Genomic DNA, 24850 nt, shown 5'->3' with positions numbered 1-24850 from the left:
GCGCGCACAATTGCCCGGGCGCGTCGCAAGGCGTGCTGCAAGCGCTCAGCATGCCGGTCGCGGCACAAACAAGCAGTAACTTCACACTATTAGCAAGCATTTAACCTCCAAAATGACCGTACAAGAAATCAGTTCCATCGCCAGCCTGCCCATCATGACAGAGGCGGCGCACCAGGTCTATCCTATCGCAACATTGTATATAGTGGCCACGCCGATCGGCAATGTGACCGATATCAGTCTGCGCGCGCTGCATTTGCTGAGCATTGCCGACGCCGTCGCCTGTGAAGATACGCGCAACACGGCGCACCTGCTGACGCGCTTTGGCCTGAACAAGCCGTTAATTGCGGCGCATCAACATAACGAGCGCGAAGTGGCGCAGACGCTGATCGCCCGCCTGCATGCCGGCGAGCGCATCGCCCTCGTCTCCGACGCGGGCACGCCCGCCGTGTCCGACCCGGGCGCGCGCATCGTCGACGCCGTGCGTGCGGCCGGCTTGCGCGTGCTGCCCCTGCCCGGTCCGTCGGCGGCGATCACCGCCATTTCCGCCAGCGGCTTGTTGAATGACCAGTTTTACTTCGTCGGCTTCCTGCCGGCGAAGGCCAAGCAGCGCGAAAACATGCTGCACAGCCTGCGCGGCGTGACGGCGACGATGGTGTTCTATGAGGCGCCGCACCGCATCCTCGATTGCGCCACGGCCCTGGTGGAAGCGTTCGAGCCCACGCGCCAGGTGGTGTTCGCGCGCGAACTGACGAAAATGTTCGAGGAAATCCACCGCTGTCCCCTGTCCGAAGCGGAAAGCTGGATCCGTGCCGACGCGCACCGCGAAAAGGGAGAATTCGTCGTGCTGCTGGAGGGCGCGACGGAGGCGCAGGACGCGGAAGACGTGGAAGCGGAACGCATCCTCAACATCCTGCTGGCCGAATGCAGCGTCAAGCAGGCGGCGAACCTGACGGCGCAAATCACGGGCCGCAAAAAAAACGCCCTGTATGAACGGGCGCTGCAGTTGAAGGGGCAGGAATAAGGGATCAGGATGGCGGTTGGACATCCAGTGCCCTGGCCGCTACGAGTAACTGTTCCACATGCGCGATCAACTCGTCGACAAAGCCCTCGGTGACATCAAGATCGCCTTCGTATTCGGCCAGATTACGCTTCCGGTGCGCCTGATTGAATAGCAGCCATTGCTGCGGCGTAAAATCCAGCGTGTGCTCCAGGCTTTGAAAGACGAGATAGCGGTTGTCGCTGCGATAACCATGTTGACGCAGCGCAGACAAGGCGGCCGCATGCGCCGCGTTATACGCCAGGTCGAAGCGGCTCTCCAGCGACAGTATCAATTGCCTGGCATCGCGCAGGCGCAAGGTGGCCGAGCGCAGCAAGCCCGCGCGTTCGCGTGCGTCCGCTGGCTCAGCCTTGAGCTGGCCGATGCGCGCCAGGTTCGCCAGCGCCTGTGAGCTCGATGAGGTCATCGTTGGAGCCTTTGACAAAAATCTTTGGCTGTTCGAGGATGCGCACGACGAACGACTTGCCGTCGTCTATTCTTTGCCGCCATTCTTCTGGCGTGTACAAGGTCGGGTTGATGCTGCGCCCCAGCTGCTGCTGCGCTGGCTGCAAGGCTGCCAGCAACTGGGTGTTCGATGCCATGCTGCCGATGACCATCAGATCGATGTCGCTGTGTGCGTGTTCCGTGCCCTTGGCCATGGAACCGTACACAAAGACCAGGTCTATTTCTTGCCAGTACGGTTGCAGCGCGACGCGCAGCACATCGGCGACGCCAAAGGTTTTCAGCACGATGCTGCGTAGCTCGTCGAATATCGGCGCATTGCGGTTGGCCTGGTAATGCTTCTGGTTGCCCACTTTTTTGACGGTCACCAGGGCCGATTTCACCAGCTTGGCCAGTTCGCGTTGCACGGCGCCCGAGCCGATGGCCGCGAAGGCGATAATTTCATTCGCATAGAAAGAGCGTTGCGCCTGGCCAAAGAGCAAGGCCAGCACGCGTTGCTGTGTCTTGGAAAACAATGTATCTGCGAAAGTACCCATATTGGGTATGTTAGTACCCAATATGGGTATAGTCAAGCCGGCTCTCACCACTTGCAGCCGCTATCCTTCTTGTCGAGCAACATCAGCACGGGCGCCAGCAAGCCTGCGCCCGCATAGGCGGTGCGGCAATCGCCGCGCTTGCCTTGCGCGATGTCGCGCGCCAGCTGGGTTTCCGTTTGCAGCGGCTTGTCGGGGATTTGCCCCACGGCCGTGCCCACCTTGGATGGGTCGCGCTCGCCGGCCATCTTGCGCGCCGTCTTCCTGGCCGCTTCCATGTCGAACTTTGGCGTCTCTTGCGTGAAGGTATCGGCACTGGCCGCCGGCGTGGCCGGTGAGGCCGGCACCACCGTGATGGCTTGCGGGCTGGCCGCTGGCGCCGTGGCCACTGCCGGCGTTTCGCGGGCAGCGGCGAGTTTCGGCTTGCTGACGGGTTTTGCTTCGCGCTTCGGCTTGATGACCTCGACAGGCGGCGGGGGAGGCTTGGTGGCCAGCGGACGTATCCACACGGCGATCGATTCCACGCGCGGGGCCGTGTCCGGCGGCACAGACGGCTGCACGTGGCGCCACAGATAGATCAAGGCGCCATGCAGCAGCAAGGATACGGCTATGCCCAGCGCGATGCTGCGGCGATGCGGCAAGGGCTGGCCACCGCCGCTTCCGCCGTTTCTTCCAATACTGAAATCCATTGCCGTCGTCGCCTTCATGTCTGATCGGGAAAACTTGCAAACCGAGTGTCGCATATTTCATGCATGCTGAAAATACAGGGCTTCCAGTGCTGCGCGTAAATAATTTACACAGAGTTTCACCTGACCCTTGACCGAAGTCGATACGGCCTGTATTATCTTGGTCTTCGGAGTGTGGCGCAGCCCGGTAGCGCACCTGGTTTGGGACCAGGGGGTCCAAGGTTCGAATCCTTGTACTCCGACCAAATTTGTAGAAAAAAACCCAAGAGTTTCGACTCTTGGGTTTTTTTTCGTCTGTACGGTTCAGGTACGTTCGGGGTCGGTCGGGTCGGTCGGGTTAGCGCGCAGCGCGTAACCCGACAACATTGTTGGCCATGTCCCTGGTGGCGTCGGATTACGCGCTTGCGCGCTAATCCGACCTACCTCAAACAGCGGCGCGTTTCGCCGCGATGGCGTTGCCCGCCCGGCTCGATCCCTTGCGGCCCAGCTGCTGCGAGATGAACTGCCCCGCGTCCACCACCAGGTCCAGGTCGATGCCGGTGGCGATGCCCAGCCCCTGCATCATGTACAGCACGTCCTCGGTGGCCACGTTGCCGGTGGCGCCCTTGGCGTACGGGCAGCCGCCCAGGCCCGAGACAGACGAGTGATAGATCGCGATACCCGTTTCCAGGCTGGCGTAGATATTCGCCAGCGCCTGGCCGTAGGTGTCGTGGAAGTGGCCGGACAGGCCACCCACGTGGAAGGCCGCGATGGCGCGCTGCATCACCGCCTGCGTTTTGCGCGGTGTGGCCACGCCGATGGTGTCGGCGATATCGATTTCGTCGCAACCGAGGTCGCGCATGCGGCCCACCACGTCGGCCACGGCGTCCAGCGGCACTTCTCCCTGGTAGGGGCAGCCGAAGGCGCAGCTGATGCTGCCGCGCAGGCGCAGGCCGTGTTCCTTGGCCGCCTTCGCCACGCCTTCGAAGCGGGCGATCGATTCGGCGATCGAGCAGTTGATGTTCTTTTGCGAGAAGGCCTCGGAGGCGGAGCCGAAGATCACCACTTCATCGGCCTTCGCCGCCAGCGCCGCTTCGAAACCCTGCATGTTCGGCGTCAGCGCCGAATACATCGTGCCAGGGCGGCGCGCGATCTTTTCCATCACTTCCGCGCTGGTGGCCATCTGCGGCACCCATTTCGGCGAGACGAACGACGCCGCCTCGATATTGGCGAAGCCGGCCAGGGTCAGGCGGTCGACCAGCTCGATCTTGACGGCGGCGCTGATGGTGTCCTTTTCGTTTTGCAGGCCGTCGCGCGGACCCACTTCGACGATCTTGACCTGTTTCGGCAAATGCGGTTGATTGCTCATCTCAATATCCTTGCAAACGGTTGACGATGCCGGCGACAGAGTCTCCGGCGTGCAGGCGGCGCATCTTGGCGGCGATCTGCGCCACGCTTTCGCGGCGCAGGGTGGCCGCCGAAATATGCGGCGTGATGGTGATGCGGGGTTCTTGCCAGAACGGGTGCTGCTGCGGCAGCGGCTCGTTGCGGAACACGTCGAGCGTCGCCCCGGCGATATGCCCGGAGCGGATCAGCGTCAATAAATCAGGTTCGGCGAGATGCGCGCCGCGCGCCACGTTGATGACGTAGGCGCCCGGCAGCAGCATCGACAGGCGGGCGCGGTCGAGCAGGTTGTGCGTGTCCGGCGTGAGCGGCAGCATGCACACCAGCAGGCGCGTGCCGCGCAAGAAGGCATCGAGCCCCTCTCCGCCCGCAAAACACTGCACGCCATCGATGTGCTTCTGGCTGCGGCTCCAGCCGCGCAGCGGAAATTCGAACTGCGCCAGCGCTTGCAGCACGCGCGTGCCCAGCACGCCCATGCCCAGCACGCCGACGGGGAAATCCATCTTGTCGAACGCGGGCAGCGGCTGCCAGATGCCGGCGCGGCCCTGCGCTTCGTAGTCGTCGAAGCGGCGGAAGTGGCGCAGCACGGCGTGGCTCACATACTCGGCCATCTGCACGCCCATGCCCGCGTCATCGAGGCGTACCAGCGGCACGTGCGCGGGCAGCGCCTCGCCAAATTTCAGGAGCGCGTCGACGCCCGCGCCCGTGTTGAAGATGGCTTTGACTTCGCTTAATGCGGGCAGCATGGCGGCGGGCGGCTGCCATACGACGGCGTAGTCGCACGGCGCGAACGTGGCGCGTTCGCGCCAGAAGACAATTTCCGCTTCGGGCAGCAAGGTTTTAAAATCGGCGATCCACGCCGCTTCCTTGCCGTCCGAGCGTTGTAACAGGATGCGCATATGCTTACCTCTATGCGGCAGCCTTGAAGGCCAGCAGCGGCGCGCCGTCGGCCACCTGGTCGCCGACCGCATACAGCACGTCTTCCACCAGGCCGTCGTGCGGCGCGGCGATCGTGTGTTCCATCTTCATCGCTTCCATGATGACCAGAGGCTCGCCCTTCTTGACATCCTGGCCCTTGTTCACCAGCACGGCGACGACCTTGCCCGGCATCGGTGCCGTTAGGCGCCCGCCTTCCGCTTCCGTTTCGCCCGCATGCGCCATCGGGTAGTTGTAGTGCAGGGTGTGGTGCAAGCCGCCGGTGAATACGTGGAACTGCTCGCCGTCGCGCAGCACCGTGCCGTGCACGGCACGCTCACCGAGCTTGATGTGCAGCTCGTTGCCTTTGCGCGCCGTCAAGGTGAGAGTCTGGCCGTTGAACAGCCAGCCATCGGTCTTGTAGGCGATGCGCGCGGCATAGGCCTTGCTGTCGCCGGCCAGTGCGAATTCATCGGCGAACGACAGGTTGCGGCCCAGGGTGCTGTTCAGGCGCCAGCCCAGTGCATTGCCCCACGGGTCGGCGGGGTTGCTCGACTGCGCTTCGGACGCGGTTTTTTCTTGCGTCAGCAGGCTGACTGCCGCCAGCGCCAGGGCCGTGTCGGGCGCCGCCTGCAGGGCGGGGAACAGCGACGCCTGATTGCGCTCGATCAAACCCGTGTCGAGGTCCGCGCTGGCAAAGGCCTGGCCTTCGACCAGGCGTTTCAAGAAGGCGATATTGCTGGCCAGGCCGACGATCTGGTATTCCGACAGCGCCTGCGCCATGCGCGCCAGCGCTTCGCGGCGATCCGCGCCCCAGACGATCAGCTTGGCGATCATCGGGTCGTAGAAGGGAGAGATGGCGTCGCCCTCGCGCACGCCCGAATCGATGCGCACGGCGGCCGGAACCAGCGTGCCACCGAGCTCGAACGTGACGGCCGATGGCGACTGCATGTGACGCAGGGTGCCGATCGACGGCAGGAAGCCCTTCTCCGGATTTTCCGCATAGATGCGCGCCTCGATGGCGTGGCCGTGGATCGTCAGTTCGCTCTGTTTTTTCGGCAGCGGCTCGCCAAAGGCGACGCGCAACTGCCATTCCACCAGGTCGGTGCCGGTGATCATTTCCGTCACCGGGTGTTCCACCTGCAGGCGCGTGTTCATCTCCATGAAGTAAAACGAGCCATCCTGGTTGGCGATGAATTCGACCGTGCCCGCGCCCACGTAGCCGACAGCCTTGGCGGCGGCGACGGCCGCCTCGCCCATGGCGGCACGGCGCTCAGCCGGCATGCCCGGCGCCGGCGCCTCTTCCAGCACCTTTTGATGGCGGCGCTGCACCGAGCAATCGCGCTCGAACAGGTAGATGCAGTTGCCGAGCGTGTCGGCAAACACCTGGATTTCGATATGGCGCGGGCGCGACAGGTATTTTTCGGCCAGTACCTTGTCGTCGCCGAAAGAGCTGATCGCTTCGCGCTTGCACGAGGCCAGTGCGGCCTTGAAGTCGGCGCTGTTCTCGATGACGCGCATGCCCTTGCCGCCGCCGCCAGCGGACGCCTTCAGCAGCACGGGGTAGCCGATCTTGTCGGCCTGGCCGTGCAGGAAGTCCGCATCCTGTTCCTCGCCGTGGTAGCCGGGCACCAGCGGCACATTGGCTTTTTCCATCAGCGACTTGGCGGCCGATTTCGAGCCCATGGCGCGCATGGCGGATGCCGGCGGGCCGATGAAGACCAGGCCTGCAGCCTGGCAGGCATCGGCGAAGTCGGCGTTTTCGGACAGGAAGCCATAGCCGGGGTGAATCGCCTGCGCGCCTGTCGCCAGCGCCACGGCGATGATCTTGTCGCCGCACAAATAGCTTTCCTTGGCCGGCGCGGGGCCGATCAGCACCGCTTCGTCGCACACGGCGACGTGCTTGGCGTTGGCGTCCGCTTCCGAATACACGGCGACGGTCTGTATGCCCATGCGGCGGGCGGTAGCGGCGACACGGCAAGCGATTTCGCCGCGGTTGGCGATCAGGATTTTAGTGAACATGGTCTCTCTCTATTCTCTCAAAAAGGGGCAGCTGTCTCTTGGTGGACGTTGTCTGCTGGTTTGTCGGTTTACGCGCTACGCGCTAAACCGACCTACGCATGGTGAGGCTGGATATCGTAGGTCGGGTTAGCCGGCACGGCGTAACCCGACAAGGCTGTCATCAGCAGCCGCACTTCTCTTTCTGCACCGAGTCCAGCATCGCGCCGCGCGTCTGCAGGCCCAGTTTGCCGAGCAAGACGCGGTCGTCTTCCGCTTCCGGGTTGTCGGTGGTGAGCAGCTTGTCGCCGTAGAAGATGGAGTTGGCGCCAGCCAGGAAGCACATCGCTTGCACGGCTTCGCCCATCTGGCGGCGGCCCGCGGACAAACGCACGCGCGCCTTCGGCATGGTGATGCGGGCAACGGCGATCGTGCGCACGAATTCAAATGGATCGAGCGCTTCCAGGCCGAACAAAGGCGTGCCTTCCACCTGCACCAGGTGATTGACGGGCACCGATTCCGGATACGGATTCAAATTGGCCAGCTGGGCGATCAGGCCCGCGCGCTGCAGACGCGTTTCGCCCATGCCGACGATGCCGCCGCAGCACACTTTCAAGCCTGCTTCGCGCACGCGGCCCAAAGTGTCCAGACGGTCCTGGTATTCGCGCGTGGAGATGACGTTGTCGTAGAACTCGGGCGCCGTATCGAGGTTATGGTTGTAGAAGTCCAGGCCCGCGTTTTTCAGGCGGTCCGCTTGTCCCTCTTCCAGCATGCCCAAAGTGGCGCAGGTTTCCAGGCCCAGCGCTTTTACCTTGGTCACCATCTCTTCGACTTTTTCCATGTCGCGCTCTTTCGGGCTGCGCCAGGCGGCGCCCATGCAGAAGCGCGTGGCGCCATTGGCTTTCGCCTGGCGCGCCGCGTCGAGCACCGTGTCGATGTCGAGGATTTTTTTCGCTTCCACGCCCGTGTCATAGCGGGCCGCTTGCGGACAGTAGCCGCAGTCTTCTTCGCAGCCGCCCGTCTTGATCGATAACAGGGTCGCCAGTTCCACGTCGCCATCGGGGAAGTTGATGCGGTGGGTTTGCTGGGCCTTGAACATCAGGTCATTGAATGGCAGGTCGAACAGGGCCAGTACATCGGCGACGGGCCAGGTGGCCGCTTCCGGCACGGTGATGCGCGCCGCAGGGCGGTGCAGTTCGACGGTTTTTGCTGCTTCTTGGACGTGAGACATGTGATTCCTTCGCTTCTCTTTTGAATACGTTTAAGTGTTGGGATGCTGCGCCGGCCAGTTGGGCAAGCCGGTGAAATCGAGATACGCCGCCGCCGCTTGCGCGCTCGGCTGCGCCAGGCGCGGCACCCTGCCCAGCAGCGGCGCCGGGATGCGCTCGATCAGCGCATCGATATTTTCGTCGAGGAAGCGCATTTCCACTTCCAGGGTGTTGGCGACCCAGCCGATCACCGTCAGGCCGCGCGCTTCGATCGCTTCCAGCGTCAGCAAGGCCTGGCTGATGCAACCCAGACGCATGCCGACCACGAGGATCACGGGAAGATCGAGCTGCTGCGCCAGGTCGGCCGAATCAAAGCCGGGCGACAGCGGCACGCGGAAACCGCCCACGCCTTCGACCACGACGGCGTCCGAGGCGGCTGCGATTTCCAGGTAGGCGGCCAAAATCGGCACCGACTCGATACTGACGCCTTCGAGGTCGGCGGCGATGTGCGGCGCTGCCGCTTCCTTCAGCATGTAGGGCGTGGTCAGGCTGCGCAGCATGGTGACGTTGCCGGCGGCGATCAGGCTGTCGGCGTCTTCATTATGCAGCTCGCCGTCGCGCATCTCGGCGCCGGCGGCGACGGGCTTCATGCCGCAGGCGCGCACGCCGCGCGCCACCAGCGCGTGCAGCAGGGCCGACGAGGTCAAGGTCTTGCCGATTTCCGTGTCCGTGCCGGTGACGAAACAGGCAAAGCGCGATGGCAGGCCGGCAATGGCCGGAGCCGGCTGCACGGCCGGCGCCAGGTCCGCCAGCACTGCCGCCACGATAGGGTCATCAAGGCTCATGGCGTGTCCTTTCCAGGGTGTTGATTGCATTGATCAGTTGCGCCACTTCCTGCGCCGTGTGGCCGGCCGACAGGGTCACGCGCAGGCGCGCCGATCCCGCTGGCACGGTGGGCGGGCGGATGGCGCCGACCCACAGTCCCTGCTGGTACAGTTGAGCGGCGACGGCCAGCATGTCCGCGTTGTCGCCGATGATGACGGGCTGGATGGCGGACAGTGATGGCAAGGCTTGCCAGTGTTGCAGTTGCAAGCCCTCGTTCCATTGCGCCACCAGCGCCGCCAGGTGCCTGCGACGTTGTTTTCCTTCCTCACCGGCGATGATGTCCAGGCTGGCCAGGAGCGCATGCGCGAGCGCGGGCGCGGCGGCCGTGGTGAAGATGTAGGGGCGCGCCTTCTGGATCAGCGTTTCGATCACTGCTTCGTGCGCGCAAACAAAAGCGCCACCCACGCCGGCCGATTTGCCCAAGGTGCCCACGTAGACCAGGTGCGGCGAATGCAGGTCGAAGTGTTCCAGCGCGCCGCGGCCATTCTCGCCCAGCGCGCCGAAGCCATGCGCATCGTCGACCACCAGCCAGGCGCCATAGCGCTCGCACAGGGCCAGAAGCGCGGGCAGCGGCGCCAGGTCGCCATCCATGCTGAAGACGCTGTCGGTGACGACAATCTTTGTCTGCGCCGTGCTGGCCGCCAGCAGGGCCGCCAGGGCATCGAGGTCCGCATGCGGATACACGCGCGTCTTGACGCGGGCCAGGCGCGTGCCGTCGATCAGCGAGGCGTGGTTCAGCGCTTCCGAGAAGATCTCGGTCTCCGCGTCGCCCGCCGCCAGTGCGGTCAGCACAGCTAAATTAGCCATGTAACCCGTGCAAAAATACAGGGCGCGCGCCTGTTCCAGGTTGGCGCCGACGAAAGCGGCCAGCCGTTCTTCCAGCTGCGCGTGGGCGCGGCTGTGGCCACTGATCAGGTGAGAAGCGCCGCTACCGGCGCCATACAGGTCGGCGCCTTCTTTCAGCGCGGCGACGATGCGCGGATGCGACGCCAGGCCCAGGTAGTCATTGCTGCAAAAGGCCAGCATGTCGCGCCCGTCCACCGTCAGGCGCGGCGCGCACGGCGTGTCGACGGTGCGGCGGCGGCGGATCAGGCTGCGCTCTTCCAGCCCTTGCAGCTGCTGTTGTAATCGTGCGATCAGTTCCATCTCAGGCCCCGATCACTGTGTTGAAGACGGCCAGCGTCTGTTGGCCCAGGCCCGCGATTTCCTCGTCGTCGAGGATATACGGCGGCATCAGGTAGACGGTCGAACCGATGGGGCGCATCAGCAGTTCGTGTTCCAGCGCCGTGCTGAAGAAGCGGCGCGAAAAATCGGGCGCCGCATCGACGGCATCGAAGGCCCAGATCATGCCCTGCTGGCGGAAGTGTTTTACGCGCTCATGCTGCGCCAGCGGCGCCAGGGCGCGCGTAATCTTGGCGGCGCGCGCGCGGTTGGCCACCAGCACATCGTCTTCCTCGAAGATGGCCAGGGTCGCCAGCGCGGCGCGGCAGGCCAGCGGGTTGCCCGTGTACGAGTGCGAATGCAAGAAGCCGCGGCGCACATCGGTGCTGTAGAACGCCTGGTAGATGTCTTCGCGCGTCATCACCAGGGACAGGGGCAGATAGCCGCCGCTGATTCCCTTGGACAGACACACGAAGTCGGGCCAGATGCCGGCCTGTTCGCACGCAAAGAAAGTGCCCGTGCGGCCGCAGCCGACGGCGATTTCGTCGAGTATCAAATGGACCTGATAGCGGTCGCACAGGGCGCGCACCAGCGACAGGTACAAGGGGTCGTGCATGGCCATGCCGGTGGCGCATTGCACCAGCGGCTCGATGATGATGGCGGCGATCTTGTCTGCCTTCTGCTGGAACAGCTGTTCCACGTCGGCCGCCGCGCGGCGCGCCACGTCTTCGGCAGATTCGCCCTCAAACGCCTGGCGGAAGTCGGGCGACATCACCGTCTGCGAGGCGCGCAGCAGGGGGCCGTAGGCATCCTTGAACAGGGCGACATCCGTGACGGCCAGCGCGCCGATGGTTTCGCCGTGGTAGCTGCCTTTCAGGCAGACGAATTCCTGTTTTTCACTCTTGCCGCTGTTGCGCCACGCGTGAAAACTCATTTTCAGGGCGATTTCCACGGCCGAGGCGCCGTCGGACGCGTAAAAGCTGTGGCCAAGCACGCCGCCCGTCAATGCCGACAGCTTTTCCGACAGTTCGACCACCGGTGCATGCGTGAAACCGGCCAGCATCGCGTGTTCCAGGCGGTCCAGCTGGTCCTTGAGTTCCGCATTGATGCGCGGATTGGCGTGGCCGAACAGGTTCACCCACCAGGAGCTGATGGCGTCCAGGTAGCGTCGGCCTTCGTGGTCATACAGCCAGGCGCCGCGGCCATGGCTGACGGGGATGAGCGGAACGCTGTTGTTGCCACTCGCGTGATGCTGCATCTGTGTGCAAGGGTGCCACACGCTGCGCAGACTGCGTTCGACCCAGCCCGATTGTTTTTCTGCTTTCAAAACTGCTCCAATGATATTGCTAGCCCATGAGCCAACTCGGCTTGCGCTTGTCGAGGAACGATTGCACGCCTTCGCGGCCCTGCTCCGAGGCGCGGATCTGCGCGATGCGCTCGGCGGTGTCCGCCAGCAGCGCGTCATCGACCGGCTGGCCAACGATCTCGCGCACCAGCGTTTTCGCTTGCGCCACGGCGTGCGGGCTGTTGCCCGTCAGCGCTTTGAGCACTTCAAAGGTTTTCGCGTCCAGCGCGCTTGCCTCGACTACCTCGTGGGCAAAGCCGATGCGCAGCGCTTCCTGTGCAGAGAATCGCTCCGCGGTCAGGAAATAGCGGCGTGCCGCGTTTTCGCCCATGGCCTTGATGACATACGGTGAAATAGTGGCCGGGATCAGTCCCAGCCGCACTTCGCTCAGGCAGAAATGCACGTCTTCCGCAACCAGAATGATATCGCATGCGGCGACGAGGCCCATGCCGCCCGCATAGCAGTCGCCCTGGATCTTCGCCACCACGGGCTTGGGACACAGGTAAATCGTGCGCAGCATCTGCGCCAGTTGCAGTGCGTCGGCCTGGTTTTCGGCATGCGTGTAGCCGGCCATCTTCTTCATCCAGTTCAAGTCCGCACCGGCGCAAAAGGCCGCGCCATTCGCGGCCAGCACGATGGCGCGCACCATGTCGCTGCGTCCCAGCCCCTCGAAGGCGCGTGCCAGTTCGGCGATCGTCGTCTCGTTGAAGGCATTGCGCACATCGGGGCGATTCAGGGTCACGGTGGCGACATTGCCCTCGATGACCAGCTTTAAGGTTTCAAATTCCATGATCTTCTCCCTCAATGCCGCTTACATGCGGAATACGCCGAACTTCGTGTCCGGGATTTCCGCGTTCAAGGCGGCCGACAGGCCCAGGCCCAGCACCATGCGCGTGTCGGCCGGGTCGATCACGCCATCGTCCCACAGGCGCGCGGTGGCGTAGTATGGGTGGCCCTGGTGTTCGTATTGATCCTTGATCGGCTGCTTGAAGGCCGCTTCCTCGTCCGCGCTCCACTGCCCGCCCTTGCTCTCGATGCCGTCGCGTTTGACGGTCGCCAGCACGGACGCGGCCTGGTCGCCGCCCATGACGGAAATGCGCGCATTCGGCCACATCCACATGAAGCGCGGAGAGAACGCGCGGCCGCACATGCCGTAATTGCCGGCTCCGAAGCTGCCGCCGATGATGACCGTGAATTTCGGCACGGCGGCCGTGGCCACGGCCGTCACCATCTTGGCGCCATTGCGGGCGATGCCCTCGTTTTCGTACTTGCGCCCCACCATGAAGCCGGTGATATTTTGCAGGAACACGAGCGGGATCTTGCGCTGGCAGCACAATTCGATGAAATGCGTGCCTTTCAGCGCTGATTCGGAGAACAAGATACCGTTATTGGCGATGATGCCGACTTTTACGCCATAGATATGCGCGAAGCCGCAGATCAGGGTGGTGCCGTAGCGCGCCTTGAATTCGTCGAAATCGCTGCCGTCGACGATGCGCGCGATCACCTCCCTCACGTCGAACGGTTTGCGCGTATCGACGGGGATCACGCCATACAGTTCCTGCGTCGGGTATGCCGGTTCGACGGATGCACGCAAGGCCATCTGCTGCGGCTTGGTGCGGTTCAGGTTCGAGACGATGGTGCGCGCCAGCGACAGCGCATGCAGATCGTTTTGCGCGAGGTGGTCGACCACGCCGGACAAGCGCGTGTGCACGTCGCCGCCGCCCAGGTCTTCGGCCGTCACCACTTCACCCGTCGCCGCTTTCACCAGCGGCGGGCCGCCGAGGAAAATCGTGCCCTGCTCCTTGACGATGATCGATTCATCGCTCATGGCCGGCACATACGCGCCGCCCGCCGTGCAAGAACCCATCACGACGGCGATCTGCGGGATGCCCTTGGCCGACAAATTCGCCTGGTTGTAGAAGATGCGGCCGAAATGGTCGCGGTCGGGGAAGACGTCGTCCTGGTTCGGCAGGTTGGCGCCGCCCGAGTCGACCAGGTAGATGCAGGGCAGGTTGTTCTGGTCGGCGATTTCCTGGGCGCGCAAATGCTTTTTCACCGTCATCGGGTAATACGTGCCGCCCTTGACGGTGGCGTCGTTGCAGACGATGACGCATTCCTGGCCCGAGACGCGGCCGATGCCGGTGATGATGCCGGCGGAAGGCGCCGCATCGACGCCCTTGGCGTCCTGGTACATGGCATAGGCCGCCATCTGGGAAAACTCGAGGAAGGGCGTGCCGGGATCGAGCAGCATCTGCACGCGGTCGCGCGGCAGCAGTTTTCCGCGCGCCAGGTGCTTGGCGGCTGCCGCTTCGCCGCCGCCGGCCGCGATTTTCTCGACCTTGTCGCGCAGATCGTCGACGATGGCTTGCATGGCCGCGGCATTGGCCTTGAAATCTTCACTGCGCGGATTGAGTTTGCTTTCGATGTGCGGCATTGCTGTTCCTTTTTATGATCGCCCGGTCTCTCGGGTCGCGCTATTCGGGAAAACTGCCGTCGAGATAAAACCAGCGCATGCCACCGTCACCAGCCTCGCGCACGAAGCGGCTCACTTCATGCAGGCGGTGCGCGCGGCCGTTGACCTTGTAGCGGGCCACGAATTCCACGCTGTCGCGGTGTATCTCTTCGGCTTGATCTGCTGATATTGCTTTACGTTGACGTAAACGTAAAGCAGATTTTACCTCAAGTCCCAGCCAGTGGACTTTTTCTTCTTCGGCAAATAAAGCGTCGGTGGGACGGGTGCTGGCGTGCCAGGTGGCGCGCAGGTAGGGCTCATCGCGCAAGGTGAACGCCGTGTAGCGCGAACGCATCAGGGATGCAGCCGTGGGCGGCAAGGCGTCGCCCGCGATATACGGGCCGCAGCAGCTGGCGTAGGAGGCGCCGCCACAGGGGCAGGCGGCAGATGTCGAGGGTGTGGGCATGCGGTAGCGATATGGAACAGAAAAGAGGGAACAGGAAAGTTCCGCAATTATCCGCCATATCGGCAGCGGCGCGTGCGCGCCGCCTTGGCCTGCTACTTTTTCGGGCTGAGGAAGTCCAGCGCGAACGGCGGCGCCTTGCCGGCCATGAGATCGGCGAGGATGCGCGCCGTGCCGGCGGCAAACGTAAAACCCAGCGGGCCGTGGCCCACGTTGAGCCACAGGTTGGCGTAAGTACTGGCGCCCACCAGCGGCGCGCTGTTCGGCGTGGCGGGGCGCAGGCCAGCCCAGGCCGTGGCCTGGTCGTAATCGGCGCCGTGCGGCATGGCTTCGCGCGCCAGCCGTGTCAGGCCGGCGATGCGGTTCCAATCGATGCTGTTGTCGGCGCCCACCATGTCGACCATGGCGGCCACGCGCAGGTCGCCTTTGATGCGCGCATACAGCACCTTGCGCTCAAAATCCGTGATGCTGATCTCGGGCGCCTTGTCCTGTGCGCGGATGGGCGCCGTCAGGCTGTAGCCCTTCAAAGGGTACAGCGGCAAATAAATGCCCGCCGTGGCGGCCAGGTCGCGGCTCTGGATGCCGGCCGCCAGCACATAGTGGTCCGCCTGTAACAGGCCCAGGCTGGTGTCGACGCCCGTGATCCTGCCCTTGTGCGTGACGAGACGGCGCGCCTCGCCTTTCAGCAGGAGAGAACAATTCGGGTGCTGCAGCAGGCGCGCTTCCAGCGCCAGGCAAAAAGCGTGGCAATCGGCCACCGCCTCGCCCTCGGTAAAGATGCCGCCCGCCAGGGAGCCTTGCAAGGCGGCCAGCGCCGGTTCGCGCTGCACGGCTTCCTGTGGCGACAAGACGAGGCGCGCCTCTTCCGATTCGGGCCGCGCCACGGCCCGCTGGAAGATGGCGGGCGAGCGGTAGACGATGAGTTTGCCCGCATCGCGCCAGGCATACGCCTCGGGCGGCACGCTCAGTTCCAGCTGCGCCATGCCGGCGCGGCTTAATTCTCCCAGTTGCAGCAGCTTGGCCGTCGTGCGGGCATTGCTGGCGCTGTTGCAATTACGCAAGAAACTGGCCATCCAGCGCCACTGGCGCCAGTCGGCCTCGGGCCGGAAGCGCAGCGGGCCATCTTTCTGCAGCAGCCATTGCAGGGCTTTCAGGGGGACGCCCGCGTCCGCCAGCGGTGCCACATAGCGATAGCTGAGCTGGCCGCCATTGCGGTAGCTGGCGGCGATCGCCACTTGTTCATTGCGTTCCAGGACAGTGACCTTGTAGCCGGCCTCGGCCAGCCACCAGGCCGATGTCAGACCGACGACGCCGCCGCCGATGATGATGACGTGTTGCTGCATGTTGCCTCGCTGCGTTGCGCTCCCATGGTGCGGGAGCATTCGGGAAGAGCTTAGAGGCTGGCCGTTCAGGGAGCCAATGAAACATCATGGTGCAGCCATAACTTTCAGGAATGCACCATTTCAAGGCAGGGATTGATTGTTGGCAATCGCACCACGGTAGAGCGCCGTGAGGATCAACTCCTCGCTGCGCCCCATGGCGGAATACGTGCCGGGATACTGCGCGGGATCGCTGCCCGTGCCGCCCACCAGCATCACCATGCCATTCCTGTTCTTGAAATCGAGCACGAAGGCGGAGACGAGGCCATACGCGTCGCCCAGGTGGCCCACGACCGTGAAACTGGCGCCCTCGACCAAGCCATTGCCCTGCCCCGCCAGCGCATCGAATTGCTGGTTGCCCAGTCCCCAGGCGCGGTACAGGCCCCGCTCGCTGTCGCCATTGCCGCCATCGGGCGCCAGCTGCCATTGCCGGGCAAACATCAGGGCGATGCTGGCCGGCTGCAACAACTGCTGATGTTGGTAGCGGCCACCGTCGAGCAGCATTTGCATGATCTTGCCCAAGTCAGCAGCGGAAATGCGCAAGCCGCCCGTGGGGCTGAAGACGGTGGCGTTGCTGCCGATCACATAACGCTCGATGCCGGCGGGCGGGCGCTGGTGAACATCATCGGCCTGGGCGATCCAGGGGCCGTGCGGCTGCCAGGTTTCCGTCTCCAAGGTGCGCTTGCGGTACAGGGTGGCCGTGTTCGCCACGTCCTCCGCCGGGAATGCCGCCGGGTGGTAGCCGCCGCGCACATCGAGGGGATCGAGCAGCAGACGCCGCATCAGCAAGTCGAAGCGCTCGCCCGTGACCTTTTCCATCACGGTGCCGATGACTCCCCAGTTCAGGTTGGAATATGTAAAGTAACTGCCGGGCGCCGCAGCCGTATCCCACATCGCGTCGCCACCGGCTGTAAACACGTCGCGCAAGCTGCGTTCGGGGCCCCAGGCATAGCCGCCCGCGTCGCGCAGCGAAGAAGTGTGGCTGAGCAAGCTGCGCAAGGTCACGGCTTGCTGGGGGAAATGCGGGTTGCGCAGGGAAAATCCCAGATAAATGCCCACGTCCTGATCCAGGCTCAGCTTGCCCTGCTCGACCAGCCGCATCAGGCCCACTGTGGTCATCATCTTCGATACCGAGGCGATGCGAAACAGCGTGGCCGGCGTCACGGGCAAGCTGTCCGCCGGCGTGGCGCCGATGTGCCGATAGCCAAATTGCTGCTGATACGACACCTTGCCATGGCGAATGGCCAGCACGGACAGGCTGGCCAGCGGGTGGGCCGGGTCATCGACGATGGCGGCCAGCGTCGCATCGAGCGCACGCTGCTGTGCCTGTGGCACGCGTGGCTCAGTGCCGCTGCCGGGCGGGGTGGCCAGCGCCGTCCAGGTCGTGCCCAGCAGCAGCAAGCCCAGCAAACCCGTCATTTTGTTGATCATGCTTTCCCTGTGTCATGGTGAATGGAGGTCTTGGCAGCATAGGGTGGGATGCTTGACTACGCCAATGAAAATTGCTTATTTATCTATAATGCAAAGCTATACGTACGGTAAAACATTGTTTTTTTAAGTGTATAACCGTTATTTATGGCCATTTTCCATTTATTCATGGGTGGATGGGCTACGCGCAAGCGCCATCGCTATTACACTAGGAGGACAAGGAGAACTGTATGAGCCAGACCAGCGTAGAACTCAAGGTCGATTTAAATGACAATTCGCCTTTATATATGCAGATCGCCCGCAAGCTGAGCGATGACGTACGCAACGGCCGCTACCAGGTAGACCAGGCCCTGCCCTCTGAACGTACCCTGTCCGAACTGCTTGACGTATCGCGCGTGACTGCCCGCAAGGCCATCGACCAGCTCGTCGAGCAAGGCCTTGTCGTGCGCCGTCGTGGTTCGGGCAACTACATTGCCCCGCGCATCGAGCAGCCGCTGTCAAACCTGTCGAGCTTTTCCGAGCAGCTGCAGCAGCGCGGCTACCGCCCCGGCTCGCGCTGGCTCAAGCGCGAAGTCGTCATCGCCAGCAGCGATGAACAGCTGAGCCTGGGCCTGGCGCAGAACACGAAAGTGGCGCGCCTGGAGCGCTTGCGCCTGGCCGACGACGTGGTGATGGCGTATGAAGTGAGCGTGCTGCCCTTCAGTGTGGTGCCGGACCCGGCTGCCGTGGGCGATTCGCTGTACGAATACTTGAACAGCATCAAGAAGGCCCCCGTGCGTGCCTTGCAGCACATCCGCGCCATGAATGCGACGGACGTGCTGGCCAAGCAACTGGGTATCCCCGATGGCCAGGCCGTACTGTTCATCACGCGCATCGCCTACCTGGAGTCGGGCGAAGCGGTGGAACTGACGCATTCGTATTGCCGCAGCGATCATTACGATTTTGTGGCGGAAATGCGCCGCGCGCCATAAATCTACTGCTATCTACTGCTCGATCAGGCGGATCATGGATTCGGCCACGCCGACGGACGACTCCCAGCTCATGCCGGTCACCAGCCGGCCATCGACTTCGACGTGACTCTTGCCGTTGGCGCCGTGTCTGAATATGCCGCCATGGCGCTTGATGCTGGCTTCCGCCGAAAAGGGATAGGCCTTGTATACCGGTGATTCCTTGTTGAGAAACGCATCGGGGAACGAGGTGAGCACCTTGCCCTGGATCAGGAAAGTACCGTCACTGAGCTTCAGGTTCTTGATGCCCTCGGTGCCATGGCAGATGGCTGCGATCACCCCACCTTGTTGTTCATAGATGCGTACAGCGATGTCCTGCAGCGGCTGGTTGTCCGGGACGCCGACGATGGCCGCGCCGCCGCCGACGAAAGCCATGCCCGCATACTCGTCTGCCCTGACCTCGGCGACGGGTTTGGTATGGGCCAGTGCCCACATGAAGTCACTGTCGTACAGATGCTTCTTGAGCAACTCATCCGACGTGATGATCATTTCCAGGGGAATGGCGCCACCGTCGGGACTGACGAAGTCGACCGCGTACCCTGCTTTGCGAAAGGCGTCGTAGGTATACGCCAGCTCGGGAAAATTATTGCCTGCGTTAACCTTTGTGCCCGGATATTGGTGCACATTCGACACGACCAGCAGCACCTTGCGTGCCTGGCGCGGGGCTGCCGGCTCGCGATCGGCCGACTTGCTGATGATCTTCCAGTTGCCGGCGATCTTTTTCAACAGAAATACATCCACATAACGCACGCCTTGCCGGGGAATGTGGATCTCGGCCTTGGCGCTGGCCACCTTGCCGCTCACCTCCACCTTGATCAGTCGCCCATGGCGCCCATTGAATTGCCCTTTTTTCTCTTGGGAAAAGAGTTTGGCGTATTCCAGACCGCTCAACTCCCATTCCGCATCGTTTTTGCCGTCCAGGTAAAGGCGGGCGGAGGCATGGAAGGCCTGGTTGATCTCGTCCGGTACGTTGAAGCTGGTGCCATGCAGATACAAGCGTACGGTCTCCCGGATGGCATTTTCGTCCTGGTCTGCGGTGGCGGCGGTGCCGGTGGCGGCGCTGCTGAGCAAGCAACAGGCGAGTAGCGTGCGCATTAAAAATTGAATCATGGATTTACCCTGCATGTAGAACTGCGTTTATCGGAGCAACGACTATTTCAGGTCGCTGGTGGTCGATAAGTTATCGAAATGCAGGGGAATGGATGTCGCCAAACAGGATTTCAGACTCCGGAATGGCGATTCCGGAGCGGTTTTACGCGGAAACAGCCCTGGCCGCCTGGCCAGATTGGGTGCGGAAGCTGGCGGGAGTCTGCCCAGCAACTTTCTTGAAGGTCGAGTAGAAGGTGGAACTGGAATTGAACCCGCAGCGCTCGGCAACGATATCCATGTTCAGTTGCGGCTCGTCCGTCAATAGCTGTTTCGCTTCGGCGATACGATATTCGTTGACGTAGGTGTTGAAGCTCTTGCTCAGCTTGTCATTCAGTACTTGCGACACCTGCGCCTGCGTGCATCCCGCCCGCTTGGCCAGTTGGGCCAGGGTCAGGTTCGGATTCAGATAGGATTTCTGCCCGCTCATCTGTTGTTCCAGCGCAGCGAGCACGGCAAGCCCATCTTCGTGCGTCAGGCGGCTATGCTGGTACTTCTGCTTCGGCTCGGCAAGCGTCGAGGTTTCCTTTCTCAGCAGAAAGACCATGACCGCGACATGCAGCGAGAAGGTGAACGACAAGGCGCCGACAATATACGACGTGAACGGCGTGCTCGCGTATGCCGCCAGCATGACACAGCTGCCTGCAAAGACGCTCAGCAGTAGCACACTGCTGGTGGCCATCCGCTGTCCGTCGTTCAGCCATGCATGGCGGCTTTGCCAGAGCAACTTGGCAGTTGCCAGCAGGTAGCCTAGCCAGAACACGTGAATGGCATGACTCGACAGGTCCCACACAGCACGATACGCGGAATACGGAAAGGCAACGCCCATGCCTATCAGCAGGAAGGACAAGCCGAGATGCCAGCGCCATTGTGGTCCGGCAGGCAGTTGTGCGCGCCCGGCCAGGAAAGAGCGCACATAGAGATAGGTCAGGGGACCGATCAGCAGGCAGGCCGACAGGCCCAGCTGTCGGAATTCGATGGCGATCGCCGGGTTGAAGTAGAGGAAGGCGGATTTGGCGGTGCGCACCCCGACGGCAAGCAGCAATGCACCGAGCATACAGTCGGCGAGGCAGCGGGGCCGACGGCTGAAAAAATAGACGGCCAGGAAAATGCCGTTGATGGCGCCAAGGGCGCTAAACAGGAACAGCAATTGGCGAGCGATCATGGGGCGTGTCGTGGATGTTGGCGTCGAACGGAAGTATAGACACAAACGCGAGCGTATCGAAGTAGCAGTAGTACGCCACGTTCCTGCGCCAGCCATAAACTCCCGTTATGCCTGCACACCAAGCTTTCATGGCTGATCTTGCACATCGGTATTAAACTGGTTTCACGTTCAACTATGTTCTGAAATCATGTTGAAAACTGAAACCCCGAGCCGGCGGCATCCGGATCTGGACCTGTATCCCGTGGAGCAACTGGTGGCGGCGCTGGTCGATGACCAGTTCCGGGCCGTCGAGGCCGTGCGGCTGGCCTCGTCCGACATTGCTGCCGCCATCACGGCCGCCCTGCCCCGCATCGCGGCCGGCGGACGCTTGCTGTATGTGGGGGCCGGCACCTCGGGACGCCTGGGCGTACTCGACAGCGTGGAACTCAATCCCACGTTTTCCTGGCCGCCCGAGCGGGCTGTCGCCATCCTCGCCGGCGGCGTTGGCGCCATGTTTGTGGCCGTCGAAGGGGCGGAAGATGATGTACAGCAAGGCGAGCGGGATTTGCTGGCCCTGCAACCGCAGGTCAACGATGTGGTGATCCTGCTGGCCGCCTCCGGCGCCACGCCGTATGTGCTGGGAGCGCTGCTGGCCGCGCGCACGGCAGGCGCCTTGACGATCGGCATCGCCAACAATGTGGATGCCCCCTTGGCGCACGAGGCGCAATGCGGCATCGTGCTCGACACGGGCACGGAAGTCATTTCCGGCAGCACGCGTCTGAAAGCGGGCACGGCGCAAAAAATCACCCTGAACACGATTTCCAGCGCCCTGATGGTGGGTTTGCACAAAACTTACGGAAACTTGATGGTAGACTTGAAGCCGACCAACGCCAAGCTGATCTGGCGGGCGGTGCGTCTGACCATGCATGCCACCGGTGCCAGCGAAATGCAGGCCAGGGCCGTGCTGGAGCAATGCCACTATCACGTCAAGGTGGCGATAGTTGCCTTGATCAAAAAAATCAACACAAACCAGGCACAGGCATTGTTGGCCGGCGCGGACGGCAGTGTGCGGGCGGCACTGGCGGCGTGATCCGATGGCGCGGCATTCTTCTGTCTGGGAGACCAAGAAGGATGTATGGAGCTAGTGAAACAAGCCGCCCCGGCGCGCACGAATAAGCCGTGGCTGTGGATCCCTTCCCTGTATTTCGGCCAGGGCATCCCCTATGTAGTGGTCATGACCTTGTCCGTGATCATGTACAAGAACTACGGTTTTTCCAATACGGATATCGCTCTGTATACGAGCTGGCTGTACTTGCCATGGGTCATCAAGCCCCTGTGGTCGCCCTTCATCGATATGTACCGCACCAAGCGCTTCTGGATCGTCGGCTTGCAGCTGGTGATCGGCGCCGCGCTGGCGCTGGTGGCCCTGACCACGTCGCTGCCGCATTTTTTCCAGATCAGCCTGGCCATCTTCTGGCTGATGGCCTTCAGTTCCGCCACGCATGATATCGCCGCCGACGGCTTTTATATGCTGGGCCTGGAAGAGCACCAGCAGGCGGCCTTTGTCGGCGTGCGCAGCACCTTTTACCGCCTGGCGATGATCGCCGGCCAGGGCGGCCTGGTGTTTCTGGCCGGCTATCTGACGCATGCGACGGGCAATGTGCAGCTGGCATGGTCGGTCGTGTTCGCGATTCTGGCGGGCCTGTTCATCGCCCTGTTCCTGTACCACTATTTTGTCTTGCCGAAACCGAAAGAGGACCGTCCCAGCATCCAGGATGCCGGTGTTTCTCCGCTGCAAGAGTTCATCGCCACCTTTGCCGCCTTCTTCAAGAAGAAGGATATTTTCGTCATCCTGGGCTTTTTGCTGCTGTTCCGCCTCGGTGAAGCGCAACTGCTCAAACTGGCCGCGCCCTTCCTGCTCGACCCCGTCGCCAAGGGCGGCCTGGGCCTCAGCACGGAACAGGTGGGCTTGGTCTACGGCACCATCGGCGTGATCGCCCTGACCCTCGGCGGCTTGCTGGGCGGATTCATCATTTCCCGCTTCGGCTTGAAACGCTGCCTGTGGATCATGGTGCTGTCCGTGCACTTGCCCGATTTGGTCTTCGTTTACCTGGCCAGCGCCTTGCCCAGCAGCATCTATGTGATCGCCGGTGGTATTGCGTTGGAGCAATTTGGCTATGGCTTCGGTTTCGCTTCCTACATGTTGTACATGATCATGGTGTCCGATGGCGCGCATAAAACGGCCCATTACGCCATCTGCACGGGTTTCATGGCCCTGGGCATGATGCTGCCGGGCATGGCCAGCGGCTGGATACAGCAAATGCTTGGCTACCAGCACTTCTTCATCTGGGTCTGCATCGCCACCATTCCTGCTTTCATCATGGCCGCGCTGGTCAAGATCGATCCCGAATTCGGCAGGAAGGCCGAGGCCTGATTCTTTTGAACCGTGCGCCCGCAAGGATGGCGGGCGCACAGTAAAATGCCCGCACCGATACACCTGCGCTTCACCACTGCAAGGAATTGTTTTGTTGTCTACTTTGAAAAAACGCCTGGGCGCCACGGCTGGCGTGCTGGCCGCGCTGGCCACCGCCACATTGCTCAGCAGCTGTACCAGCACCAAAATGCCCTCAGCAGTGACGCCGGGCGACGCGGGCTTGCCGGCTGTGCCGCCCGTGCAGCACATCACGGGCGAAGTGCCGCCGCCGGCGCCGCGCGAATTCCGCGCCGCCTGGGTCTCGACGGTCGCCAATATCGACTGGCCCAGTCGCAGTAATTTGCCGGTGGCCAAGCAGCAAGCCGAGGCAATTGCCATCCTCGACCGCGCCAAGTCCTTGAATCTGAACGCGATTGTGTTACAGGTGCGCCCTAGCGCCGACACGATTTACCCGTCGCAACTGGAGCCATGGTCGGAATACCTGACCGGCAAGCAAGGCCAGCCGCCATTGCCCATGTATGACCCGCTGGCTTTCTGGGTAACCCAGGCGCATGCGCGCGGCCTGGAATTGCACGCCTGGTTCAACCCTTATCGTGCCCGTCACGCGACGGCCAAGTCGCCGCTGGCGCGCGACAGTTTCGCCTCCACCAACCCGGCGTCCGTCAAGCAATACGGCCGCTACCTGTGGATGGATCCGGGCGATGCCGCCGCCTCGAAGCACACGACGGACGTGGTGCTCGACGTGGTGCGCCGCTACGATATCGATGGCGTGCACATCGACGATTACTTTTATCCGTATCCGATCGACGCGCCTGGCGCCGGTGCGGGAGCCGAGACGGCCGCGCTGGACGCGGGTAATGGCGCCGCCAAGCGCGAACTGCCGTTTCCCGATGAGCCTTCCTGGCAGCAATATCTGCTGGCCGGTGGCCAACTGGACCGCCCTTCCTGGCGTCGCCAGAACGTCAACCAGCTGATCGAATCCTTGTATACCGGCATCCACCGCGAAAAGAGCTGGGTGCGCTTCGGCATCAGCCCGTTCGGCATCGGCCGTCCCGACCGCCGCCCTGCCGGCATCGTCGGTTTCAGCCAGTACGACAAATTGTATGCGGATGCGGAACTGTGGCTGGCCAAGGGCTGGCTCGATTATCTGTCGCCGCAGCTGTACTGGCCCGTGGCGCAGGCGCCGCAAGCGTTTGGTGTGCTGCTCGACTACTGGCTGGCGCAAAATCCGTATGGCCGCCACGTGTGGCCGGGTTTATATACAAGCCGCATCGACAATTCCGCCAAGTCCTTCACGCCGCAAGAGATCATCAAGCAGATCGAAGTGACGCGCACGCGCCCCGGCGCGAATGGCCAGGTGCATTTCAGCATGGTGCCCTTGATGCAGAATCGCAAGGGTGTCAGCGAGCAACTCAAGGCGACCGTCTACCAAAGCCCTGCCCTGATTCCCGCCACGCCGTGGCTGGGCAAGGAAGCGCCGGGTACGCCCGTGCTGGCCTTGCGCCGCGATTCCACCAGCCTGAACGTCAAATTGACGTCGGGCGGCGGCAAAGCCGTGGCGCAGTACGCGGTCTGGGCCCGCTACGGCGAAGACTGGCGCTTTAGCGTGGTCACGGGCATGCAGGGCGAGCTGACCCTGGTCGACGATGCCACCGGTAAAGTCAATGCGGTGGTGGTCAGCGCGGTGGACCGTCTCGGCAATGAAAGCCCCCGCGTCACCGTGCGCGCACCGTTTACGGCCGCCGCCAAGTAATTGTTGACCGTTCAACGGTAGTCCATAACCTG

22 protein-coding genes and 1 tRNA gene are annotated in these 24850 nt (G+C 62.8%); 6 read left to right on the top strand and 17 right to left on the bottom strand.

What is annotated here, in order from left to right; all coding sequences use genetic code 11:
• The first annotated feature begins 112 nt into the window (after window positions 1-112).
• Window positions 113-1021: a 16S rRNA (cytidine(1402)-2'-O)-methyltransferase gene (gene rsmI, locus FJQ89_RS18115; RefSeq protein WP_141171168.1), complete on the top strand. Its 909-nt coding sequence runs from the start codon at window positions 113-115 to the stop codon at window positions 1019-1021.
• 4 nt (window positions 1022-1025) lie between these two features.
• Here the strand turns inward: rsmI and FJQ89_RS18110 are convergent, their stop codons facing one another.
• The 3 genes from FJQ89_RS18110 to FJQ89_RS18100 all read right to left on the bottom strand — a co-directional run bounded on the left by FJQ89_RS18110 (window position 1026) and on the right by FJQ89_RS18100 (window position 2720).
• Complete coding sequence (locus tag FJQ89_RS18110) at window positions 1026-1463, bottom strand: hypothetical protein (RefSeq protein WP_141171167.1); 438 nt, start codon at window positions 1461-1463, stop codon at window positions 1026-1028.
• On the bottom strand, window positions 1402-2013 hold the full coding sequence (locus FJQ89_RS18105; RefSeq protein ID WP_243136113.1) for a nucleotidyltransferase domain-containing protein: 612 nt from the start codon (window positions 2011-2013) through the stop codon (window positions 1402-1404). The genes FJQ89_RS18110 and FJQ89_RS18105 overlap by 62 nt, the downstream gene beginning before the upstream one ends.
• Before the next feature lie 65 nt (window positions 2014-2078).
• Window positions 2079-2720 (bottom strand): hypothetical protein, encoded by a 642-nt coding sequence (locus FJQ89_RS18100; RefSeq protein WP_141171165.1) that lies wholly within the window; start codon window positions 2718-2720, stop codon window positions 2079-2081.
• 165 nt (window positions 2721-2885) lie between these two features.
• Here FJQ89_RS18100 and FJQ89_RS18095 point away from each other — a divergent pair.
• Window positions 2886-2962: transfer RNA gene (locus FJQ89_RS18095), tRNA-Pro, on the top strand.
• A gap of 179 nt (window positions 2963-3141) precedes the next feature.
• On the opposite strand, the gene FJQ89_RS18090 is transcribed toward FJQ89_RS18095, so the two are convergent.
• The 12 genes from FJQ89_RS18090 to FJQ89_RS18035 form a co-directional block, all read right to left on the bottom strand.
• The gene (locus FJQ89_RS18090; protein WP_141171164.1) at window positions 3142-4065 is read right to left on the bottom strand and encodes a hydroxymethylglutaryl-CoA lyase; all 924 of its coding nucleotides are present in this window, start codon (window positions 4063-4065) and stop codon (window positions 3142-3144) included.
• A gap of 1 nt (window position 4066) precedes the next feature.
• Window positions 4067-4999: a 2-hydroxyacid dehydrogenase gene (locus tag FJQ89_RS18085; RefSeq protein WP_141171163.1), complete on the bottom strand. Its 933-nt coding sequence runs from the start codon at window positions 4997-4999 to the stop codon at window positions 4067-4069.
• A gap of 10 nt (window positions 5000-5009) precedes the next feature.
• The gene (locus FJQ89_RS18080) at window positions 5010-7037 is read right to left on the bottom strand and encodes an acetyl/propionyl/methylcrotonyl-CoA carboxylase subunit alpha (protein ID WP_141171162.1); all 2028 of its coding nucleotides are present in this window, start codon (window positions 7035-7037) and stop codon (window positions 5010-5012) included.
• A 160-nt stretch (window positions 7038-7197) separates the two neighbouring features.
• The gene (gene bioB / locus FJQ89_RS18075; RefSeq protein ID WP_141171161.1) at window positions 7198-8244 is read right to left on the bottom strand and encodes a biotin synthase BioB; all 1047 of its coding nucleotides are present in this window, start codon (window positions 8242-8244) and stop codon (window positions 7198-7200) included.
• 30 nt (window positions 8245-8274) lie between these two features.
• Complete coding sequence (gene bioD / locus FJQ89_RS18070) at window positions 8275-9066, bottom strand: dethiobiotin synthase (RefSeq protein WP_141171160.1); 792 nt, start codon at window positions 9064-9066, stop codon at window positions 8275-8277.
• Window positions 9056-10252 (bottom strand): 8-amino-7-oxononanoate synthase, encoded by a 1197-nt coding sequence (gene bioF, locus FJQ89_RS18065; RefSeq protein WP_141171159.1) that lies wholly within the window; start codon window positions 10250-10252, stop codon window positions 9056-9058. Before bioF ends, bioD begins: the two co-directional genes overlap by 11 nt.
• A gap of 1 nt (window position 10253) precedes the next feature.
• Complete coding sequence (bioA, locus tag FJQ89_RS18060; protein WP_243136112.1) at window positions 10254-11594, bottom strand: adenosylmethionine--8-amino-7-oxononanoate transaminase; 1341 nt, start codon at window positions 11592-11594, stop codon at window positions 10254-10256.
• Window positions 11595-11613: 19 nt separating this feature from the next.
• Window positions 11614-12402 carry an enoyl-CoA hydratase/isomerase family protein gene (locus FJQ89_RS18055; protein WP_141171157.1) on the bottom strand — a complete coding sequence of 263 codons (789 nt, stop codon included), beginning with the start codon at window positions 12400-12402 and terminating at the stop codon, window positions 11614-11616.
• Between the two features lie 21 nt (window positions 12403-12423).
• Complete coding sequence (locus tag FJQ89_RS18050; RefSeq protein WP_141171156.1) at window positions 12424-14046, bottom strand: carboxyl transferase domain-containing protein; 1623 nt, start codon at window positions 14044-14046, stop codon at window positions 12424-12426.
• Between the two features lie 40 nt (window positions 14047-14086).
• Entirely contained in the window at window positions 14087-14530 is a 444-nt protein-coding gene (locus FJQ89_RS18045) for a YchJ family protein (RefSeq protein ID WP_141171155.1), read from the bottom strand.
• A 92-nt stretch (window positions 14531-14622) separates the two neighbouring features.
• Complete coding sequence (locus FJQ89_RS18040) at window positions 14623-15870, bottom strand: D-amino acid dehydrogenase (RefSeq protein WP_243136111.1); 1248 nt, start codon at window positions 15868-15870, stop codon at window positions 14623-14625.
• 120 nt (window positions 15871-15990) lie between these two features.
• Entirely contained in the window at window positions 15991-17337 is a 1347-nt protein-coding gene (locus FJQ89_RS18035; RefSeq protein WP_243136110.1) for a serine hydrolase domain-containing protein, read from the bottom strand.
• A gap of 227 nt (window positions 17338-17564) precedes the next feature.
• Here FJQ89_RS18035 and FJQ89_RS18030 point away from each other — a divergent pair, with 227 nt between their 5' ends.
• A complete protein-coding gene (locus FJQ89_RS18030; RefSeq protein ID WP_099761411.1) occupies window positions 17565-18305 on the top strand; it encodes a GntR family transcriptional regulator in 741 nt (246 codons plus the stop codon).
• A 12-nt stretch (window positions 18306-18317) separates the two neighbouring features.
• Here the strand turns inward: FJQ89_RS18030 and FJQ89_RS18025 are convergent, their stop codons facing one another.
• Together FJQ89_RS18025 and FJQ89_RS18020 are read right to left on the bottom strand one after the other, a co-directional pair.
• Window positions 18318-19466 carry a nuclear transport factor 2 family protein gene (locus FJQ89_RS18025; RefSeq protein ID WP_141171153.1) on the bottom strand — a complete coding sequence of 383 codons (1149 nt, stop codon included), beginning with the start codon at window positions 19464-19466 and terminating at the stop codon, window positions 18318-18320.
• Window positions 19467-19593: 127 nt separating this feature from the next.
• The gene (locus FJQ89_RS18020; RefSeq protein ID WP_168208481.1) at window positions 19594-20652 is read right to left on the bottom strand and encodes a helix-turn-helix transcriptional regulator; all 1059 of its coding nucleotides are present in this window, start codon (window positions 20650-20652) and stop codon (window positions 19594-19596) included.
• Window positions 20653-20839: 187 nt separating this feature from the next.
• Here FJQ89_RS18020 and FJQ89_RS18015 point away from each other — a divergent pair, with 187 nt between their 5' ends.
• The 3 genes from FJQ89_RS18015 (at window position 20840) to FJQ89_RS18005 (ending at window position 24818) form a co-directional block, all read left to right on the top strand.
• The gene (locus FJQ89_RS18015; RefSeq protein ID WP_141171151.1) at window positions 20840-21721 is read left to right on the top strand and encodes an N-acetylmuramic acid 6-phosphate etherase; all 882 of its coding nucleotides are present in this window, start codon (window positions 20840-20842) and stop codon (window positions 21719-21721) included.
• 45 nt (window positions 21722-21766) lie between these two features.
• On the top strand, window positions 21767-23065 hold the full coding sequence (locus FJQ89_RS18010) for an MFS transporter (protein ID WP_141171150.1): 1299 nt from the start codon (window positions 21767-21769) through the stop codon (window positions 23063-23065).
• 91 nt (window positions 23066-23156) lie between these two features.
• Complete coding sequence (locus tag FJQ89_RS18005; protein WP_141171149.1) at window positions 23157-24818, top strand: glycoside hydrolase family 10-like protein; 1662 nt, start codon at window positions 23157-23159, stop codon at window positions 24816-24818.
• The last annotated feature ends 32 nt before the right edge of the window (window positions 24819-24850 follow it).

Source organism: Janthinobacterium tructae (genome assembly GCF_006517255.1).
GTDB classification, from domain to species: domain Bacteria; phylum Pseudomonadota; class Gammaproteobacteria; order Burkholderiales; family Burkholderiaceae_D; genus Janthinobacterium; species Janthinobacterium tructae.
Note: the sequence above shows the minus strand (reverse complement) of the source record. Positions and strands in the feature narration are given on the sequence as shown.

Coding starts and splice junctions, on each gene's coding strand:
- rsmI (WP_141171168.1), top strand. CDS start 113: ATGACCGTACAAGAAATCAGTTCCATCGCCAGCCTGCCCATCATGACA.
- FJQ89_RS18110 (WP_141171167.1), bottom strand. CDS start 1,463: ATGACCTCATCGAGCTCACAGGCGCTGGCGAACCTGGCGCGCATCGGC.
- FJQ89_RS18100 (WP_141171165.1), bottom strand. CDS start 2,720: ATGGATTTCAGTATTGGAAGAAACGGCGGAAGCGGCGGTGGCCAGCCC.
- FJQ89_RS18090 (WP_141171164.1), bottom strand. CDS start 4,065: ATGAGCAATCAACCGCATTTGCCGAAACAGGTCAAGATCGTCGAAGTG.
- FJQ89_RS18085 (WP_141171163.1), bottom strand. CDS start 4,999: ATGCGCATCCTGTTACAACGCTCGGACGGCAAGGAAGCGGCGTGGATC.
- FJQ89_RS18080 (WP_141171162.1), bottom strand. CDS start 7,037: ATGTTCACTAAAATCCTGATCGCCAACCGCGGCGAAATCGCTTGCCGT.
- bioB (WP_141171161.1), bottom strand. CDS start 8,244: ATGTCTCACGTCCAAGAAGCAGCAAAAACCGTCGAACTGCACCGCCCT.
- bioD (WP_141171160.1), bottom strand. CDS start 9,066: ATGAGCCTTGATGACCCTATCGTGGCGGCAGTGCTGGCGGACCTGGCG.
- bioF (WP_141171159.1), bottom strand. CDS start 10,252: ATGGAACTGATCGCACGATTACAACAGCAGCTGCAAGGGCTGGAAGAG.
- FJQ89_RS18055 (WP_141171157.1), bottom strand. CDS start 12,402: ATGGAATTTGAAACCTTAAAGCTGGTCATCGAGGGCAATGTCGCCACC.
- FJQ89_RS18050 (WP_141171156.1), bottom strand. CDS start 14,046: ATGCCGCACATCGAAAGCAAACTCAATCCGCGCAGTGAAGATTTCAAG.
- FJQ89_RS18045 (WP_141171155.1), bottom strand. CDS start 14,530: ATGCCCACACCCTCGACATCTGCCGCCTGCCCCTGTGGCGGCGCCTCC.
- FJQ89_RS18040 (WP_243136111.1), bottom strand. CDS start 15,870: ATGCAGCAACACGTCATCATCATCGGCGGCGGCGTCGTCGGTCTGACA.
- FJQ89_RS18035 (WP_243136110.1), bottom strand. CDS start 17,337: ATGATCAACAAAATGACGGGTTTGCTGGGCTTGCTGCTGCTGGGCACG.
- FJQ89_RS18030 (WP_099761411.1), top strand. CDS start 17,565: ATGAGCCAGACCAGCGTAGAACTCAAGGTCGATTTAAATGACAATTCG.
- FJQ89_RS18025 (WP_141171153.1), bottom strand. CDS start 19,466: ATGCAGGGTAAATCCATGATTCAATTTTTAATGCGCACGCTACTCGCC.
- FJQ89_RS18020 (WP_168208481.1), bottom strand. CDS start 20,652: ATGATCGCTCGCCAATTGCTGTTCCTGTTTAGCGCCCTTGGCGCCATC.
- FJQ89_RS18015 (WP_141171151.1), top strand. CDS start 20,840: ATGTTGAAAACTGAAACCCCGAGCCGGCGGCATCCGGATCTGGACCTG.
- FJQ89_RS18010 (WP_141171150.1), top strand. CDS start 21,767: ATGGAGCTAGTGAAACAAGCCGCCCCGGCGCGCACGAATAAGCCGTGG.